Raw genomic sequence first — 16,039 nt, forward strand, 5'->3', positions numbered from 1 at the left:
GAGACGAAACCGGAGGTGAAGACCAGGGCGGCTTCCTTGCCGTGCAGGTCGGCCAGCTCATGCTCGAGTTCGACCAACGGGTTGGACGTGCCGGAAATGTTGCGGGTGCCGCCGGCGCCAGAGCCCATCTTGCCGGCCGCGCTCTGGAACGCGGCGATGACGTCGGCGTGCTGGCCCATGCCAAGATAGTCGTTGGAGCACCAGACGGTGATTTCCTCGGCGCGGCCGTTGGAACGCCAGATGGCGCGCGGAAACTTGCCCGCGATGCGCTCTAGATCGGCGAAGACGCGGTAGCGACGCTCGGCATGGAGCTGGTCGATCGCGTCCTCGAAGAACCGCTGGTAATTCATGTAGGCTTCCCAATTTTGCGCGGGATCATAATCATTGGTCTTTTGGTCGTCCACCGGGCCGATTTGGTCAAAATGCCACGCCCCGGACCTGTTCCTAACGATGGCGGATCGTGGCCTATTCCCAATCCGTGGCACGCTCTTTGGTTCACTTTTGTTTCCGCACGATGCCACATCAAGTGAACGCTGGTTACCTTAGGTTTTAATGGGCAGACGGCGGACTTTCCAGTAAGGCGGTTGTTGAGACAGTTTCCGATAAATCTGGGTAAGCGAGGATTTGGATGGCGGTTTTGGTGACAGGTGGCGCCGGCTATATCGGCAGCCATATGGTCTGGGAATTGCTGGATGCGGGCGAAAGCGTGGTCGTTCTCGACCGCCTTTCCACCGGCTTCGAATGGGCCGTGGCGCCGGAGGCAAAGCTGGTCGTCGGCGATGTCGCCGACAAGGAATTGGTCGGCTCGGTCATCAGGGAGAACAAGGTCGACGCGATCATCCATTTCGCCGGCTCCATCGTGGTGCCGGAATCGGTCGCCGACCCGCTCGCCTACTATGAGAACAACACCTCGAAGACCCGCACGCTGATTGAAACTGCAGTGCGCGAAGGCGTGCCGAACTTCATCTTTTCCTCGACAGCTGCCGTCTATGGCGGCGCCGGCCTGGAACCGGTGCGCGAGGATGCCCGCCTGGCGCCCGAATCGCCTTATGGCCTGTCCAAGCTGATGAGCGAGTGGATGCTGCGCGACGCGGGCCTCGCGCACGACATTCGCTACACGGCGCTGCGCTATTTCAACGTCGCCGGCGCCGACCCGAAGGGCCGCACCGGCCAGTCCACCCCGGGCGCCACCCATCTGATCAAGGTCGCCTGCGAGACCGCGCTCGGCAAGCGTCCGTTCATGCAGGTCTTCGGCACCGATTATCCGACGCCCGACGGCACCTGCATGCGCGACTATATCCATGTCAGCGATCTGGCCGCCGCGCATCGCCTTGCCTTGCAGCGGCTGCGCGCCGGCGGCGCCAGCCTCGTCGCCAATTGCGGCTACAGCCATGGCTATTCGGTGCTCGAAGTGATCGACAGCGTGCGGCGCGCCTACGGGCATGATTTCGAGGTCAGGATGGGCGACCGGCGTCCCGGCGATGCCGCGGCGGTGGTCGCCAATTCCGATCTCGCGCGGTCCGAACTCGGCTGGACCCCGCAGCGCGACGATCTCGACCAGATCGTCAACGACGCGCTGGCCTGGGAGCGCATCCTGACCAGCAAGAATTCCGCACGGGGCTGAGCTCGCTTTCTCCAAGGGCTCGCAAGGCGCGTGGCGACGCGCTATGGAAGCATTCGCGACACGGCGTGGAGGCGCCGTGCCGGGAAGAGCTTTGGGGGATGGCATGAAGATAACGGTGCTTGGAGCCGGCGTCGTCGGTACGGCGGCCGCCTATTACCTGGCCGCCGACGGCCATGAGGTCACCGTGATCGAGCGCCATCCGGCGCCGGCGCGGGGCACCAGCCAGTCGAATGCCGGGCTGGTGTCTCCGGGCGATGCCACCGCCTGGGCCTCGCCGGCGGCACTTAAGACCTTCCTGCGCGGGCTCTACAATCATGATCTCGGCATCAAGGTGCGGCTGCGCTTCGATCCCTATTTCCTCGCCTGGAGTCTGCGCTTCCTGCGCCAGTGCACGGTGGCCCGCCTGCGTGCCAACAGCCAGGTCAAGCTGCGGCTCGCGCTCTATTCGCGCGACTGCATCAACGCCATCTCCAGTGACACCGGCATCCACTATGACGAGCGCAAGAAGGGCATCCTGTATTTCTTCCGCTCGCAGCACAGCCTCGACACCGGCACCGACAATTATCGCTATCTGGCCGAGCATGGCCTGCCCATCGAGATCGTCGGCCGCGACCGGCTGGTCGAGCTTGAACCGGGCCTTGCCGGCGTGAAGGAAAAGATCGCCGGCGGCGTCTACTCGCCGATCGACCAGACCGGCGATTCTCGGCAGTTCGTGGAAAATCTGGCCGCCTATGCGGCCGAAAAGCTCGGCGTGAGGTTTCGCTACGGCACCACGGTCGAGGGCTTCGACATCGAGGGCGACTGGGTGCGCGCCGTGATGACCTCGGCCGGACCGGTCACCGGTGACGCCGTCGTCCTATCGATGGGTCCGGAAAGTGGGCTGCTCGGCCGTCGCTACGGCATCGACCTGCCGGTCTATCCGGTGAAAGGTTACACGGCGACGATTCCCCTGGAAGACGAGAGCAAGGGCCCGACCATGGGCGGCGCCGACGAGGACCAGCTGATGGCTTATTCGCGGCTTGGCAATCGATTGCGGTTGGCTTCGACCGCAGAATTCACCGGCTTCGACCGCACCCACAAGCCCAGCGACTTTGCCACCATGTTCAGGACCGGCAAGGACCTGTTCCCCGGCGCCTTCGACGAGAAGAAGGCGGAGCTGTGGGCCGGTTTGCGGCCAATGATGCCGAACTCGGTGCCGGTCATCGGCCAGGCGAAATACCGCAACCTTTATCTCGACACAGGCCACGGCCATGTCGGCTGGACCATGGCCTGCGGTTCGGGAAAATTCCTCGCCGACCTCGTTGCCGGCCGCAAGCCGGAGATCGATCCGCAGGGACTGGTCTACAGGGGATAAATGTCGGGCCGGCAAGTCGCCATCGACCTTGGCCGCACTGAATGCAACGCGCGCACCATCGTCGAGCGCTGCGCGCTGTCTGATATCAAGGTGTTCGGCGTCACCAAGGGTATGTGCGGCATGCCGCAAGTGGCGCGCGCCATGCCGCGGCGGTGTCGCCGAATCGACGCGGTCAATTTCGTCATGTCGGCCTTCGGCAAGCGGATCCTCTGATCAGCCAACTGCCCCGACCGCCGCCCGCCACGCGCGCGCATACTCCGCCCAGGCCGGACCGGCCGGCGGCTCTTGTGTTTGGCCCTCACCATGCGCGGCTCCTTGATCCGATGCCAGCAGGGCGGCCCCGATGCTGGTGCCCGTCGCGGCTTCCGATGCGATGACCCCACGGCCAGTGCTCGCGGCAAGCATCCGCGTGAACAATTGGTTGCGCGCAAAGGGTCCCTCGACCGTCGTCGGGCCACCGCCGCCGATCAGGTCGAGGCAAGTGGCGGTCATCAGCGCCAGGTAGAAGGAGATGGCGGCAAAGCGCTGGCCGGGAGGGATGGCTTCGCCCTTGCGCCATGCGGCCGCACGGTGCGGAAACGGCCCCGAGCCTTGCTGGGTCGAAGGCAACAGCAATGTCTTGCGCGCCAGCACGGCGGCGACGTCGTTGTCGCTCCAGTCCTGCGCCGCGCCTTCGGTCAGCAGCGAGAATTCCCGACCGCCCATGAAGCGCGCCGAGGGCACGGGATCGCCGAGTGCATTGACATTGACCAGCGTATCCCTTGCCGGGTCGAGCGCCACCGTCCTGCCGGCGACCGCCATCGATACCACCCAGGTGCCGGTCGAGACCACCGAGAAGGGCGGGGCGTCGGACAGGAGATGCGGCAACAGGGAGGCGTTCGAATCGTGCAGGCCGCAAAAGACAGGCGTTTGAGGATCGAGCCCGGTGCGCTGCGCAAGCACAGGCAGGATCGGGCCAAGGCGGTCCCTGGCCGACCGCACGGGCGCCATCAGGTCGCGCCAGCCCAGGCGGTCGACCAGCGCTGAAAAATCCGCTGTCCAGGGGTTCCACAGATCGGTGTGGCAGCCGAGAGACGTGACCTCGTTAGCGGCGACGCCGGTCAGACGCAGCGCCCAGTATTGCGGGTACATCAGCATCGCGGCGGCTCTGGCGAACTCCGTCGGGAAACTTTGCTGCTGCCAGAAGAATTGCGCACCGAGATTGAGGCCGAGCGGCAGGCGCGGCGTGCCGGTCTCGGCGAAAGGCGGGCGGATCGCGTCATAGTCCGCCGCGAGTTCATCGGGGCCGTCGAATTCATAGTCGAGAACCGGCAGCACCAGCTCGCCGGGGGCATCGACCAGCACGCCGGTCGCGCCATGGGTGGTGATTGAAATGGCGTCGATGCGCTGTTCGCGGTTGAGGTCGGCAAGGCTGTCGAGGATGAACGCCCACAGCGCTTCGACATCGTGATGCGGGTAGGGCGCTTGCCGCAACGGCGCGTTCGCCACCCGGCGCAGCGCCACCTCGCTCAATGTGGCGAGATCGACCAGCGCCACCTTGGCGTTGGTCTTGCCGATATCGATGACGGCGACGTGGCGGATCGCGCTCATTCCATATGGAACATTATTTCCAGCGCAACGGCCACTGGTTCGTTGTCCGGTTTCGTCTCCATGATGTCGGCCATATGGGCCCACCAGCGCTGCATCACAGGATGCTTCGGCAGATCGGCCATGCCGTGACCATCGCGCCGCCACAGCACGCCGAACAGGATGTTCGTCTCGTCGTCGAGATGGATCGAGTAGTCGGAGATGCCGGCCTGCTTCAGCAACGCGACCAGCGACGGCCAGATTTCATCGTGGCGCTTTTTGTACTCGGCCTTCATGCCGGGTTTGAGCATCATCTTGAATGCGTATTTCTCGGACATCAGGCCAGGCGTCCCCCGCGCAGCCGTCGCCATACGATCGGCAGGGCGATAACGATGATCAGCAGCAGGCCAATGAAGATCGACATGACGATGCCGGGCACGTTGAGCAGGCCGAGGCCGAAGGTCACCAGCCCCATGATGAAGGCGGCGAGCACGACGCCCAGAATGCTGCCGGCGCCGCCAAGGATGCTGACGCCGCCAAGCACCACCATGGTGATCACCTCGAGTTCATAGCCCTGTGCGATCGACGGCCGCGTCGAGCCGAGCCGCGAGGTGATCAGCACCGAAGCGATGCCCGACATCAGCCCGGTCAGGCAGAACAGGATGAATTTTATGCGGCCGACGCGCACGCCGGAAAACTGCGCCGCGACCGGGTTGTTGCCGATGGCGAAGATACGGCGGCCGAAACTCGTACGGTGCAGCAGGAACCAGTAGACGACGGCCGCGATGAGGAAGAGCACCAGTTCGAACGACACCACCCACCAGACGTAACCCTGGCCGAAGAAGGCGAAGCTTTCGGGATAGCCCTTGTAGGCCTGGTCGCCGAGGATGATGAAGGCGATGCCGCGGAACAGACTCATCGTGCCTATGGTGACGACGATGGAAGGCAGGCCGAGCCGCGTCACCAGCAGCCCGTTGAAGGCTCCGCAGCCGAGGCCGACGACGATGCCGATCAAGACAAGTACTGGCGTGCCGGCGCCGGCCTGCACCGCCATGCCCATCATGGTCGAGGCGAGCGCGATGATGGCGGCCACCGACAGGTCGATCTCGCCCGAAATGATGAGCAATGCCATGGCAAAGGCGATCAGGCCCTTCTCGGTGAAGTTGAAGGTCAGATCGGACAGCGAATAGGGGTCGAGGAAATAGGGCGAGGCGAAACTGTTGATGGCGAAGATGGCGATGGCCACCGCGACCAGCAGCGCTTCCCAGGAAAAGATCGCCGAGGAGAGCGGCTTGTCGAGCCGGTCGGGAATGTGGCGCGGGGCGGGGGTATCGGTCATGCGGCATGCTCCAGACGCTGGCGCTGCCCGTCGCAAAGAGCGTCCCTTCTCCCCGTCACTATACGGGGAGAAGGTGCCCGAAGGGCGGATGAGGGGCGGCGCCAATGTTCGGAGGTGCTCAACGTATGCGGCGAGTTCCGGCCGAGGCAAATCGGACCGTTGCTATTCGCAACGATCCTGTTTGCACCGTAAGCGCCGCCCCTCATCCGCCTGCCGGCACCTTCTCCCCGTACAGTGACGGGGAGAAGGGAGCACTTCAACGTCCCGCTCATGCCTCCGCCTTCCTCAGAATAATCCGCCCCTTTTGGCGTTCGCCGCGGGCGTTGAGCACCACGGCCAGGATGATGGCGCTGCCCGAAATCGCCATCTGCCAGAAGGGCGAGATGTTGATGACCGGCAGCGCATTGGAGATGATGCCGAGGAACAATGCGCCGAGCACCGCACCCCCGACCGAGCCGATGCCGCCCGCGATCGAGATGCCGCCGATGACGCAGGCGGCGATGATGTTGAGCTCATAGCCGTTGGCGACCTCGACCGAGGCGATGACGTAGCGCGAAATCCAGAGATAGCCGGCGAGGCCACCGATCATGCCGGAGATGCAGAAGACGATGAATTTCGTGCGCCCGACATCGATGCCGGTATAGACCGATGCCGTCGGATTGACGCCGATGGCATAGATCGAGCGGCCGAGCGCGGTACGCGTCATCAAGACGAAGAACAGCGCGATGACCAGGATGGCGATCCAGGACAGCACCGGAATGCCAAGCAAGGCCGCGCGCTGAAAGCCGATGAAATCCGGGCTCATCTTGTCGGCGTTGACCCAGGCGCCGCCCGAAATGACGAAAGTGGCGCCGCGATAGATGGTCAGCGTGCCCAATGTCACCACGATCGAGGGGATGTTCAGCCGCCAAACCAAGAGGCCGTTGATGGCGCCGAGCACCAGCCCGACGGCAAGCGCGATCACGACCAGCAGCGGGATCGGGATCGCCGGATGGGCCGCGTTCAGCATCGCTACCACCATGCCGGTGAAGCACAGGTTGGAGGCCATCGACAGGTCGATCGACCGTGTCAGGATAACGACCATCTGGCCGAGCGCCAGGATCATCAGGATCGAGGTGTCGTTGAACACCTGGCGCAGGTTGCCGGGGTCGGCAAAGCCCGGAAAGCGCATCGAGATCAGTCCGATCAGCACGGCGATGGCCGCCAGCAGCCAGATTTCGCGGTATTTCAGGAAAGCCTTCATGCCGCGATTCCCGCTGCCGTCCGGACCAGCGTCTCGGCGTCCAGTCCCTTATTGTCGTAGACCGCCGCGACCAGGCCCTCGCGCATGACCACGACGCGGTCGGACATGCCGAGAATCTCCGGCAGTTCCGATGACACCATGATCACCGACAGGCCCTGCGCCACCAACTCCGCCATGAAACCGTGCACGGCGGCCTTGGAGCCGATATCGATGCCCTTGGTCGGCTCGTCGAGGATGATGACCTTGGGTGTCGTCGCCAGCCATTTGGCGATGACCACCTTCTGCTGGTTACCGCCCGAGAGGGTACCGACATCCTGGCTGAGCGAAGAGGCGCGCAGGTCCAGCCGCTCGGTGTAGGAGCGGGCAAGCGAAAACTCTTCCGCGAGCCGCAGCATACCGGATTTGGAGGTGCGGGCGAGCGATGGGAGCGAAACATTCTGGAAGATCGGCAGGCCGATCACCACGCCTTGCTTGCCGCGCTCCTCCGGCACGTAGACGATGCCGGCCCCGATCGAATCCGCGGCCGATTTCGGCGCGATTGCCTTGCCTTCCAGCGTGATCGTGCCGCCGGATATGCGGGTGATGCCGGATATCGCCTGCATCACCTCGCTGCGCCCGGCGCCGACAAGGCCATAGAAACCGAGGATTTCGCCCTTGTGCAGCTCGAAGCCGATATTGTTGAACTCAGTTGGATGCGAGAGGCCGGAAACGGAAAGCACCGGCGCGCCGATTTCAGCCTTGCGCTGCGGAAAGATGTGGTCGACCGAACGGCCCACCATCATGCGTACGATCTGGCTCTGGCCGGCATCCTTGATCAGCCCTTCGCCGACCATCTCGCCGTCGCGGAAGACCGTGTAGCGGTCGGCGATGCGGTAGATCTCGTCGAACTTGTGGCTGATGAACAGGATCGCCTTGCCCTGCTCCTTGAGGAACGCGATGAGCAGGAACAGCTCCTCGATCTCCTTCATCGAAAGGGCGGCCGTCGGCTCGTCCATGATGACGATCCCAGAGTCGATCGACATGGCGCGCGCGACGGCGACGAGATGCTTGTTGGCGATGCCGAGATCCCTGAGCCGCGCATCGGCGTCGATATGGCCGGCATGCATGGTGTCGAGCACTTCGCGCGCATTCTTGCGCATCATGCGCCAGTCGATGGTGCCAAAGCGCGTGCGCGGCGCATGGCCGAGAAAAATGTTTTCGGCGACACTGAGATCGTCGAACAGCACGGTTTCCTGATGGATGGCGGTGACGCCAATCCCGAAGGCGGCGTGTGCGCTTGGCAGCGCGACGGCCTGTCCGTCAATGCTGATGGTGCCTGCATCGGGCTGGTAGATGCCGGTCATGATCTTGACCAGCGTCGACTTGCCGGCGCCGTTCTCGCCGATCAGCGCGGTCACCTGACCCGGATAGAGCGACAGGCTGACATTGTGCAGGGCCCGCACGCCGGGAAAGCTTTTTGAAATGCCGGACAGCGTCAGGCGTGGAGCCGAGGCCGGAGGCCGCTCCTTTGTCTCGTTGTGTCGGGCCGTCGTGTCCATATCCGTATCAAGCCCTGAAACTAGGTCCGTTTGAAGTCGCGGCGGGATGTGACTCCCGCCGCGTCAGCTTGAAAAACTCAGTGATCAATAGATCTTGGAGAACTTCTCGATGTTGGACTTGTCGAACTGGAAGGGCGGAGCCATGGCGGCCGAGTTGGTGTCGTCGAGCGTGACCTTGCCGACACGGCCGATCGACAGCGTCGCACCCGGCTTGGCTTCTTCCTTCTTCACCGCCAGGTCATGGGCGAGGTAGACGGCGGAATAGCCGAGGTCGATCGGGTTCCACAGCGCAACCGCCTGGCTGGCGCCGTTGTCGATGAACTTCTTGAACTCCGACGGCAGCGCCAGGCCGGTGACGTTGACCTTGCCGATCAGGTTCTCGTCGGTGACGACCTGGGCGGCGGCAACGACGCCTACTGTGGTCGGCGCGATGATCGCCTTGAGGTTCGGGTAGGACTTCAAGAGGCCCTTGGCCTCGTCGGTGCTCTTGGCCGAGTCGTCATCGCCATAGACGGTGGCGACCAGCTTGATCTTGGGGAACTTCTCCGGCAGCACCTTCTTGGCAGCTTCGATCCAGGAGTTCTGGTTGGTCGCGGTCGAGGAGGCCGACAGGATGGCGACGTCGCCGCCTTCCGGCAGATAGTCGGCGGCGAGCTTGATGATGGTCTCGCCGATCAGGCCGGTGTCGGACGGGTTGAGGTGAAGCTGGCGGCCTTCCTTGGCGACGCCCGAATCCCAGGAGATGACGGTGATGCCGCGCTCCATGGCCTTCTTCAGCACCGGCACCAGGGCGTCGGCGTCATTGGCGGAAATCGCGATGGCGTTGACCTTCTGCGCGATCAGCGAATTGACAACTTCGATCTGCGCCTCGGCGGTCGCCTTGGTCGGGCCGGTGTAGATGATGTCGACGTCGCCGAGTTCCTTGGCGGCCTCTTCGGCGCCCTTGTTGGCGGCATCGAAGAAGCCGTTGCCGAGCGACTTGACCACCAGCGCGATCTTGACGTTTTCCGCGTAGGCGGCATTCACGAACATGGCGGCCGAGAAGGCCGCCGTCACCATCAATTTCTTCAAGATGCTCATCTGATATCCTCCCTTGAGCGTTGCATTCCATCGCCGCTGCGGGCGTGAGTTGGTCTCAGGCCTGCAGTGAAGATTCTTCCTTTGTCGACTTGCGGGCGACGATCAGCGTCACCCCCGCGGTTTCCAGCATCTTGGCTTCGCGGTCCTCGATGCCGTCGTCGGTGATGACGGTGGCGATGCGCGAAAGACCGCACAGGATCAGGCTGGAGCGTTTGCGGAATTTCGAGGAATCGACCAGCACCACCAGTTCGTCGGCCTGGTCGATCAGCTTCTGCTCCGCCTGGATCAGCAGCGGATCGCCTTCCATCAGGCCGAGAGGCCCCAACCCTTGAGCACCCATGAACATGCGGCGCGCGTAGAAATTGCGCGTCACGTCATTGTCGAAGGGCGACAGGATGATGTTCTGCTCGCGGTAGATCGTGCCGCCCGACAGCATCACCGTGTTCTTGGAGTGCTTGAGCAAGTGCTCGGCGATCGGGAACGAATTGGTGAAGATCGGCATGCGGCGGCCGGTCAGGAAATGCACCATCTGGAAGGTGGTGGTGCCGCCATTGATGATGATCGGCTCGCCGTCCTTGCACAGTTCCACCGCCTCGCGGGCGATGGCCCGCTTCTGCGCGGCGTTGAGCGTTTCGTTGACCGAGAAGGGCCGGCCGGCCAGCCCGATGAACTGCGGCGGCGATATCGCCTCGGCGCCGCCGCGCACACGGCGCAGGCGTTTCTGCACATGGAGAGCCGCGATATCGCGCCGGATCGTCGCCTCGGACGACTCCGTCAGGTCGACCATTTCCTGCACCGTCACCACAGGTTTTTCCTGGACGGCGGACAGAATGATCCTGTGGCGCTCTTTTTCGTGCATGGTTCCTCCCTGCCTGGCCATCTAGGCACCCAAAACGAGCAGTGTCAATCATTTCCGATCATATAATTTCATTGTGCAGTGCAATATGATCGATCTTGATCGTTTGTGATTGACAAGTTTGTGTCTTGCGTAGACATTCCCGACAAAATGGACCGCGTTTTTTTGCGTCCCCAGGGAGGATTACCTATGCTCGACAAGCGCTCCGGCTCGCGCCTCGCCAATCTGTGGGATGATGCGAAGGCCAAGGGGATGAGCGATCCCGAGCTTCTGGTCTATCGCTCGAACACGCTCGGCTCCGACAAGCGCGTCACCAACTATGGCGGCGGCAACACCTCTTCGAAGATATGGCAGAAGGATCCGCTCACCGGCCAGGATGTGGAAGTGCTGTGGGTCAAGGGATCGGGCGGCGACAGCGCTTCGATCAAGCTTGATGGCTTCGCCACCCTCTACATGGACAAGCTGCAGGCGCTGAAGGGGCTTTATCGCGGCGTCGAGCACGAGGACGAGATGGTGGGTTATCTTCCCCACTGCACCTTCAACCTCAATCCGCGGGCGGCCTCGATCGACACGCCGCTGCACGCCTACGTACCGAAGCCCTTTGTCGACCACATGCATCCCGATGCCATCATCGCCATTGCCGCAGCGAAGGATTCCAGGGCGCTGACCAAGGAAATCTTCGGCGACGCCATCGGCTGGCTGCCATGGAAGCGTCCCGGCTTCGAACTTGGCCTGTGGCTGGAAAAATTCTGTGTCGAGAACCCTGAAGCCAAGGGCGTCATCCTCGAAAGCCACGGCCTGTTCACCTGGGGCGATACGCCCAAGGCGTGCTACGAGACGACGATATCGGTAATCAACCAGGCGATCGAATGGTTCGAGCGCCGCTCCGAGGGTGTGGCGATCTTCGGCGGCGAAGTGGTCAAGTCGCTCGACGCTTCGGCTCGTCGCGACATCGCTGCGAAACTGATGCCGAAAATCCGTGGCCTGATCTCGGAAAAGAGCCACAAGATTGGCCATTTCGACGATTCGGCCGCCGTGCTCGAATTCGTCAACTCGAAGAATTTGCGCCCGCTGGCTGCACTCGGCACCTCATGCCCGGATCATTTCCTGCGCACCAAGATCCGCCCGCTGGTGATCGAATTCGATCCGGCAAAGCCTGATGTCGATGCCGTCATCGCGCGCCTCGCCGACGACATTGCCGAATATCGCGTCGGCTACCAGGCTTATTACGACAGTTGCAAGCATCCGGATTCACCCGCCATTCGCGATCCCAACGCCGTGGTCTACCTGATGCCCGGCGTAGGCATGTTCACCTTCGCCGGCGACAAGGCGACGGCGCGCATCTCGGGCGAGTTCTACGTCAACGCCATCAACGTCATGCGCGGCGCCTCCACCGTCTCTTCCTATGTCGGCCTGCCCGCGCAGGAGGCTTTCGACATCGAGTACTGGCTGCTGGAGGACCTGAAGCTGCAGCGCATGCCGAAGCCGAAGTCGCTCGCCGGCCAGATCGCGCTGGTCACCGGCGGCGCCGGCGGCATCGGCCGCGCGACGGCCAACCGGCTGCTGCGCGAAGGCGCCTGCGTGGTGCTGGCAGATATCGACGAGGCGGCGCTCGCGGGCGCCAATGAGGAACTGGCCAAGACCTATGGCAAGGATTTCGTCCGCCCGGTGCTGATCAACGTCACTTCGGAAGACCAGGTCGTCGCCGGCTTTGCCGAGACGGCGGTCGAGTTCGGCGGCATCGACATCCTGGTGTCCAACGCAGGGCTAGCCTCCTCGGCGCCGATCGAGGAGACGACGCTGGCGCTGTGGAACAAGAACATGGACATATTGTCGACCGGCTATTTCCTGGTCTCGCGGGAAGCATTCCGGCTGTTCCGGGTACAGAAGATCGGCGGCAATATCGTCTTCGTCGCTTCCAAGAACGGCCTTGCCGCATCGCCCAACGCCTCCGCCTATTGCACCGCCAAGGCCGCCGAGATCCATCTCGCCCGCTGCCTGGCGCTGGAAGGCGCGGAAGCCCAGATCAGGGTCAATGTCGTCAACCCGGACGCCGTGCTGCGCGGCTCGAAGATCTGGACAGGCGAGTGGAAGGAACAGCGCGCCGCCGCCTACAAGATGTCGACCGACGATCTGGAAGAGCACTACCGCTCGCGTTCGATGCTGAAGCGCTCCGTCTTCCCGGAAGACATCGCCGAGGCGATCTATTTCCTGGCCTCCGACATGTCGGCCAAATCGACGGGTAACATCATCAACGTCGACGCCGGCAACGCGCAGAGCTTTACGCGCTGAGCTTCCTTCTCCCCGTTCTACGGGGAGAAGGTGCCCGAAGGGCGGATGAGGGGCGGCGCCAGCCGTGCGAGTACTGGGAGGAACAGCAGTGTCCGAATTGATCATCTCGGCCGACGTCGTCGAAAAAAATAATGCCGCGCGCAAGGCCGACCTCGAGCGTGACTACGCCTCGCTCGGCGAGCGCCTCGACCGCCACGGCATCGCCATCGATGCCATCAGGGACAAGGTCGAGAAATTCGCGGTCGCGATCCCCTCCTGGGGTGTCGGCACTGGCGGCACCCGCTTTGCCCGCTTTCCCGGTGCCGGCGAGCCGCGCGACATCTTCGACAAGATCGAGGACTGCGCCGTCATCAGCCAACTGACGCAGGCGACCCCGACCGTCTCACTGCACATTCCGTGGGACAAGGCCGATCCGAACCGGCTGAAGCAGGCGGCCTCCCGCTTCGGTCTCGGTTTCGATGCCATGAATTCCAACACCTTCTCGGACGCGAAGGACCAGAAATTCTCCTACAAGTTCGGTTCGTTGTCGCATGCCGATGCCGGTGCTCGCCGGCAAGCCGTCGAGCACAATCTCGAATGCATCGAGATCGGCGAGACGCTTGGGTCCAAGGCATTGACGGTGTGGATCGGCGACGGCTCCAACTTCCCCGGCCAGGTCAATTTCGCCAAGGCCTTCGAGCGCTATCTCGACGCCATGCGGGAGGTCTATGCCGGCCTGCCGGCCGACTGGAAGCTGTTCACCGAACACAAGATGTACGAGCCGGCCTTCTATTCCACGGTCGTCCAGGACTGGGGCACCAACTACATCATCGCCAAGGAGTTGGGCGACAAGGCGTTCTGCCTCGTCGACCTCGGCCATCACGCGCCCAACGTCAACATCGAGATGATCGTGTCGCGGCTGATCCAGTTCAAGAAACTCGGCGGCTTCCACTTCAACGATTCGAAATATGGCGACGACGACCTCGACGCCGGTTCGATCGATCCCTACCGGCTTTTCCTGGTCTTCAACGAGCTGGTCGATGCCGAGCTATCCGGCGCCGAGGGCTTTGATCCCGCGCATATGCTCGACCAGAGCCACAACGTCACCGATCCGATCGAAAGCCTGATGCTGTCGGCGGTCGAGGTGCAGCGTGCCTATGCGCAGGCGCTGCTGGTCGACCGCAAGGCGCTCGAAGGCTTCCAGGAGGCCAACGACGCGCTGATGGCGACGCAGACGCTGAAGGCTGCTTATCGCACCGATGTCGAGCCGATCCTGGCCATGGCGCGGCTGAAGACCGGTGGCGCCATCGATCCGGTCGCCGCCTATCGGGCGGCGGGCTACCGCGCCAAGGTCGCGGCCGAACGGCCTGCAGTCGCAGGTGGTTCCGGCGGTATCGTCTGAGGTCGAGCCACTCCCCCTCATCCGGCCGCTTCGCGGCCAACTTCTCCCCGAGGGGAGAAGAGGTCAGCGCCGGTGCAAGCTCCTCTCCCCTTGGGGAGAGGTCGGATTGCCCGAATTGCCCTTGCAATTCGACTTGGCAATCCGGTGAGGGGGTCTCTCACGCGCTTATTCAATTGTTATTGGACTAACGCCCCCCGAAGGTCTTTCCTAGGCGTCCCGCTTAGGAGTCCCGCCATGCACCTCACCCGCCGGACGCTCATTGCCGTCAGCCTTTCGATCACCTTCGCCTTCATACCATCCGCCGCCGTCTTCGCCGCCTCGCCGGCACCCGCCAAGGGCGAGAACGGCATGGTCGTCACCGCCCAGCATCTGGCTTCCGAAGTCGGCGTGGAGGTTCTGAAAAAGGGTGGCAATGCCGTCGATGCGGCTGTCGCCGTCGGCTATGCCTTGGCCGTCGTCTATCCCAATGCCGGCAATATCGGCGGCGGCGGCTTCATGACCATCCGCTTCAAGGACGGCAAATCGACCTTCCTCGATTTCCGCGAGCGGGCGCCGCTTGCCGCGACCAAGACCATGTATCTCGACAAGGACGGCAAGCCGGTGAAGGGCGCCAGCCTCGACGGCTATCTCGCGGTCGGCGTGCCGGGTTCCGTGGCCGGTTTCGAGATGGCGCGCGAGAAATACGGTACCTTGTCCAGGCAGGACCTGATGGCGCCTGCGATCGCCTATGCCAAGGACGGGTTCATCCTCAATCAGGGCGATGCGGCTTCATTCGCCGGCAGCGCCGACAGGCTGGCGAAGGACCCGGCGGCCGCCGCCATCTTCCTCAAACCCGAGGGCAAGCCCTATGGCATCGGCGAGAAGCTGGTTCAGCCCGACCTTGCCGGGTCGCTCTCGGCCATTTCCGAGAGAGGTCCCGATGCCTTCTACAAAGGCGCCATCGCCGACGCCATCGTCAAGGCGAGCGGCGCCAAGGGCGGTATCCTGGCCAAGGGTGACTTCGAGCAATATGCGGTGCGCGAGCTGAAGCCCGTCAGCTGCTCCTATCGCGGCTACGAGATCATCTCTTCGCCGCCGCCGAGCTCGGGCGGCGTCATCATCTGCGAAATCCTCAACGTGCTGGAAGGCTATCCGCTGTCCTATCTCGGTGCCGGCTCGGCCGAGACGGTCCATGTCATGGTCGAGGCGATGCGCCACGCCTATGTCGACCGCAACTCGGCGCTCGGCGACCCGGATTTCGTCGACAATCCGGTCTCGAAGCTGCTCGACAAGACCTATGCCAAGGACATCCGCGACAAGATCGATCCGTTCCGCGCCGGCGTGTCGCAGGATTTGATGCCGAAGGGCTTCGGCGAATCGAAGGAGACCACCCATTATTCGATCATCGACAAGGACGGCAACGCGGTCGCGGTGACCTACACGCTGAATGGCTCGTTCGGCGCCGGCGTCGTCGCCGATGGCACTGGCATCCTGCTCAATAACGAGATGGACGACTTCACCCAGAAACCCGGCGTGCCCAATCTCTATGGCCTGGTCCAGGGCGAGGCCAACGCTATCCAGCCGAAGAAGACGCCGCTGTCCTCGATGAGCCCGACCGTGGTGGCCAAGGACGGCAAGCCGTTCATGGTCATCGGCAGCCCGGGCGGCTCGCGCATCATCACCATCACGCTGGAGGCGATCGTCAATGTGATCGACCACGGCATGAACATCCAGGAGGCGATCGACGCGCCGCGCATCCATCACCAATGGCTGCCCGACACGGTCTA

The 16,039-nt window shown here is 63.2% G+C and carries 14 protein-coding genes; 6 read left to right on the plus strand and 8 right to left on the minus strand.

All coding sequences use genetic code 11. The annotated features are described in order from the left end of the window. Positions 1–350, minus strand: a 350-nt coding sequence (locus EOA36_RS09020) for an aminotransferase class I/II-fold pyridoxal phosphate-dependent enzyme (RefSeq protein WP_127276994.1), incomplete at its 3' end; no start/stop codon positions are given. Positions 351–628: 278 nt separating this feature from the next. Between EOA36_RS09020 and galE the strand changes: the two genes are divergently transcribed. The 3 genes from galE to EOA36_RS09035 all read left to right on the plus strand — a co-directional run bounded on the left by galE (position 629) and on the right by EOA36_RS09035 (position 3,191). Next, entirely contained in the window at positions 629–1,624 is a 996-nt protein-coding gene (gene galE, locus EOA36_RS09025; RefSeq protein ID WP_127276972.1) for a UDP-glucose 4-epimerase GalE, read from the plus strand. A gap of 103 nt (positions 1,625–1,727) precedes the next feature. Next, complete coding sequence (locus tag EOA36_RS09030; RefSeq protein WP_127276974.1) at positions 1,728–2,978, plus strand: D-amino acid dehydrogenase; 1,251 nt, start codon at positions 1,728–1,730, stop codon at positions 2,976–2,978. Continuing rightward, positions 2,979–3,191 carry a hypothetical protein gene (locus tag EOA36_RS09035; RefSeq protein ID WP_210212410.1) on the plus strand — a complete coding sequence of 71 codons (213 nt, stop codon included), beginning with the start codon at positions 2,979–2,981 and terminating at the stop codon, positions 3,189–3,191. Here the strand turns inward: EOA36_RS09035 and EOA36_RS09040 are convergent, their stop codons facing one another. From EOA36_RS09040 to EOA36_RS09070, 7 genes are all read right to left on the minus strand, one after another. Then, positions 3,192–4,568 (minus strand): FGGY-family carbohydrate kinase, encoded by a 1,377-nt coding sequence (locus EOA36_RS09040; RefSeq protein ID WP_127276976.1) that lies wholly within the window; start codon positions 4,566–4,568, stop codon positions 3,192–3,194. After that, positions 4,565–4,882 carry an L-rhamnose mutarotase gene (gene rhaM / locus EOA36_RS09045; RefSeq protein WP_127276978.1) on the minus strand — a complete coding sequence of 106 codons (318 nt, stop codon included), beginning with the start codon at positions 4,880–4,882 and terminating at the stop codon, positions 4,565–4,567. The genes EOA36_RS09040 and rhaM overlap by 4 nt, the downstream gene beginning before the upstream one ends. Next, the gene (locus EOA36_RS09050) at positions 4,882–5,883 is read right to left on the minus strand and encodes an ABC transporter permease (RefSeq protein WP_127276980.1); all 1,002 of its coding nucleotides are present in this window, start codon (positions 5,881–5,883) and stop codon (positions 4,882–4,884) included. Before EOA36_RS09050 ends, rhaM begins: the two co-directional genes overlap by 1 nt. 268 nt (positions 5,884–6,151) lie before the next feature. Continuing rightward, positions 6,152–7,126 (minus strand): ABC transporter permease, encoded by a 975-nt coding sequence (locus EOA36_RS09055; RefSeq protein ID WP_127276982.1) that lies wholly within the window; start codon positions 7,124–7,126, stop codon positions 6,152–6,154. Beyond that, positions 7,123–8,664 (minus strand): sugar ABC transporter ATP-binding protein, encoded by a 1,542-nt coding sequence (locus tag EOA36_RS09060; RefSeq protein ID WP_127276984.1) that lies wholly within the window; start codon positions 8,662–8,664, stop codon positions 7,123–7,125. Before EOA36_RS09060 ends, EOA36_RS09055 begins: the two co-directional genes overlap by 4 nt. 84 nt (positions 8,665–8,748) lie before the next feature. Further along, positions 8,749–9,744, minus strand: a complete 996-nt coding sequence (gene rhaS, locus EOA36_RS09065) for a rhamnose ABC transporter substrate-binding protein (RefSeq protein ID WP_127276986.1) — start codon at positions 9,742–9,744, stop codon at positions 8,749–8,751. 55 nt (positions 9,745–9,799) lie between these two features. Continuing rightward, a complete protein-coding gene (locus EOA36_RS09070) occupies positions 9,800–10,603 on the minus strand; it encodes a DeoR/GlpR family DNA-binding transcription regulator (RefSeq protein ID WP_027145694.1) in 804 nt (267 codons plus the stop codon). 186 nt (positions 10,604–10,789) lie between these two features. On the opposite strand from EOA36_RS09070, the gene EOA36_RS09075 reads away from it, so the two are divergent. The 3 genes from EOA36_RS09075 to ggt form a co-directional block, all read left to right on the plus strand. Beyond that, a complete protein-coding gene (locus EOA36_RS09075; protein WP_127276988.1) occupies positions 10,790–12,892 on the plus strand; it encodes a bifunctional rhamnulose-1-phosphate aldolase/short-chain dehydrogenase in 2,103 nt (700 codons plus the stop codon). 88 nt (positions 12,893–12,980) lie between these two features. Next, positions 12,981–14,273 (plus strand): L-rhamnose catabolism isomerase, encoded by a 1,293-nt coding sequence (gene rhaI / locus EOA36_RS09080; protein WP_127276990.1) that lies wholly within the window; start codon positions 12,981–12,983, stop codon positions 14,271–14,273. A gap of 234 nt (positions 14,274–14,507) precedes the next feature. Then, positions 14,508–16,039: gamma-glutamyltransferase (gene ggt, locus EOA36_RS09085; protein ID WP_127276992.1), on the plus strand; the 1,532-nt coding region annotated here is incomplete at its 3' end.

This window comes from Mesorhizobium sp. M8A.F.Ca.ET.021.01.1.1 (genome assembly GCF_003998025.1).
In the GTDB taxonomy this organism is placed as follows: domain Bacteria; phylum Pseudomonadota; class Alphaproteobacteria; order Rhizobiales; family Rhizobiaceae; genus Mesorhizobium.

Excerpts from the sequence above, each read along its gene's own strand:
- EOA36_RS09030 (WP_127276974.1), top strand. The coding sequence starts at position 1,728 with ATGAAGATAACGGTGCTTGGAGCCGGCGTCGTCGGTACGGCGGCCGCC.
- EOA36_RS09060 (WP_127276984.1), bottom strand. The coding sequence starts at position 8,664 with ATGGACACGACGGCCCGACACAACGAGACAAAGGAGCGGCCTCCGGCC.
- EOA36_RS09070 (WP_027145694.1), bottom strand. The coding sequence starts at position 10,603 with ATGCACGAAAAAGAGCGCCACAGGATCATTCTGTCCGCCGTCCAGGAA.
- EOA36_RS09035 (WP_210212410.1), top strand. The coding sequence starts at position 2,979 with ATGTCGGGCCGGCAAGTCGCCATCGACCTTGGCCGCACTGAATGCAAC.
- galE (WP_127276972.1), top strand. The coding sequence starts at position 629 with ATGGCGGTTTTGGTGACAGGTGGCGCCGGCTATATCGGCAGCCATATG.
- EOA36_RS09075 (WP_127276988.1), top strand. The coding sequence starts at position 10,790 with ATGCTCGACAAGCGCTCCGGCTCGCGCCTCGCCAATCTGTGGGATGAT.
- EOA36_RS09050 (WP_127276980.1), bottom strand. The coding sequence starts at position 5,883 with ATGACCGATACCCCCGCCCCGCGCCACATTCCCGACCGGCTCGACAAG.
- rhaS (WP_127276986.1), bottom strand. The coding sequence starts at position 9,744 with ATGAGCATCTTGAAGAAATTGATGGTGACGGCGGCCTTCTCGGCCGCC.
- rhaM (WP_127276978.1), bottom strand. The coding sequence starts at position 4,882 with ATGTCCGAGAAATACGCATTCAAGATGATGCTCAAACCCGGCATGAAG.
- EOA36_RS09055 (WP_127276982.1), bottom strand. The coding sequence starts at position 7,126 with ATGAAGGCTTTCCTGAAATACCGCGAAATCTGGCTGCTGGCGGCCATC.
- EOA36_RS09040 (WP_127276976.1), bottom strand. The coding sequence starts at position 4,568 with ATGAGCGCGATCCGCCACGTCGCCGTCATCGATATCGGCAAGACCAAC.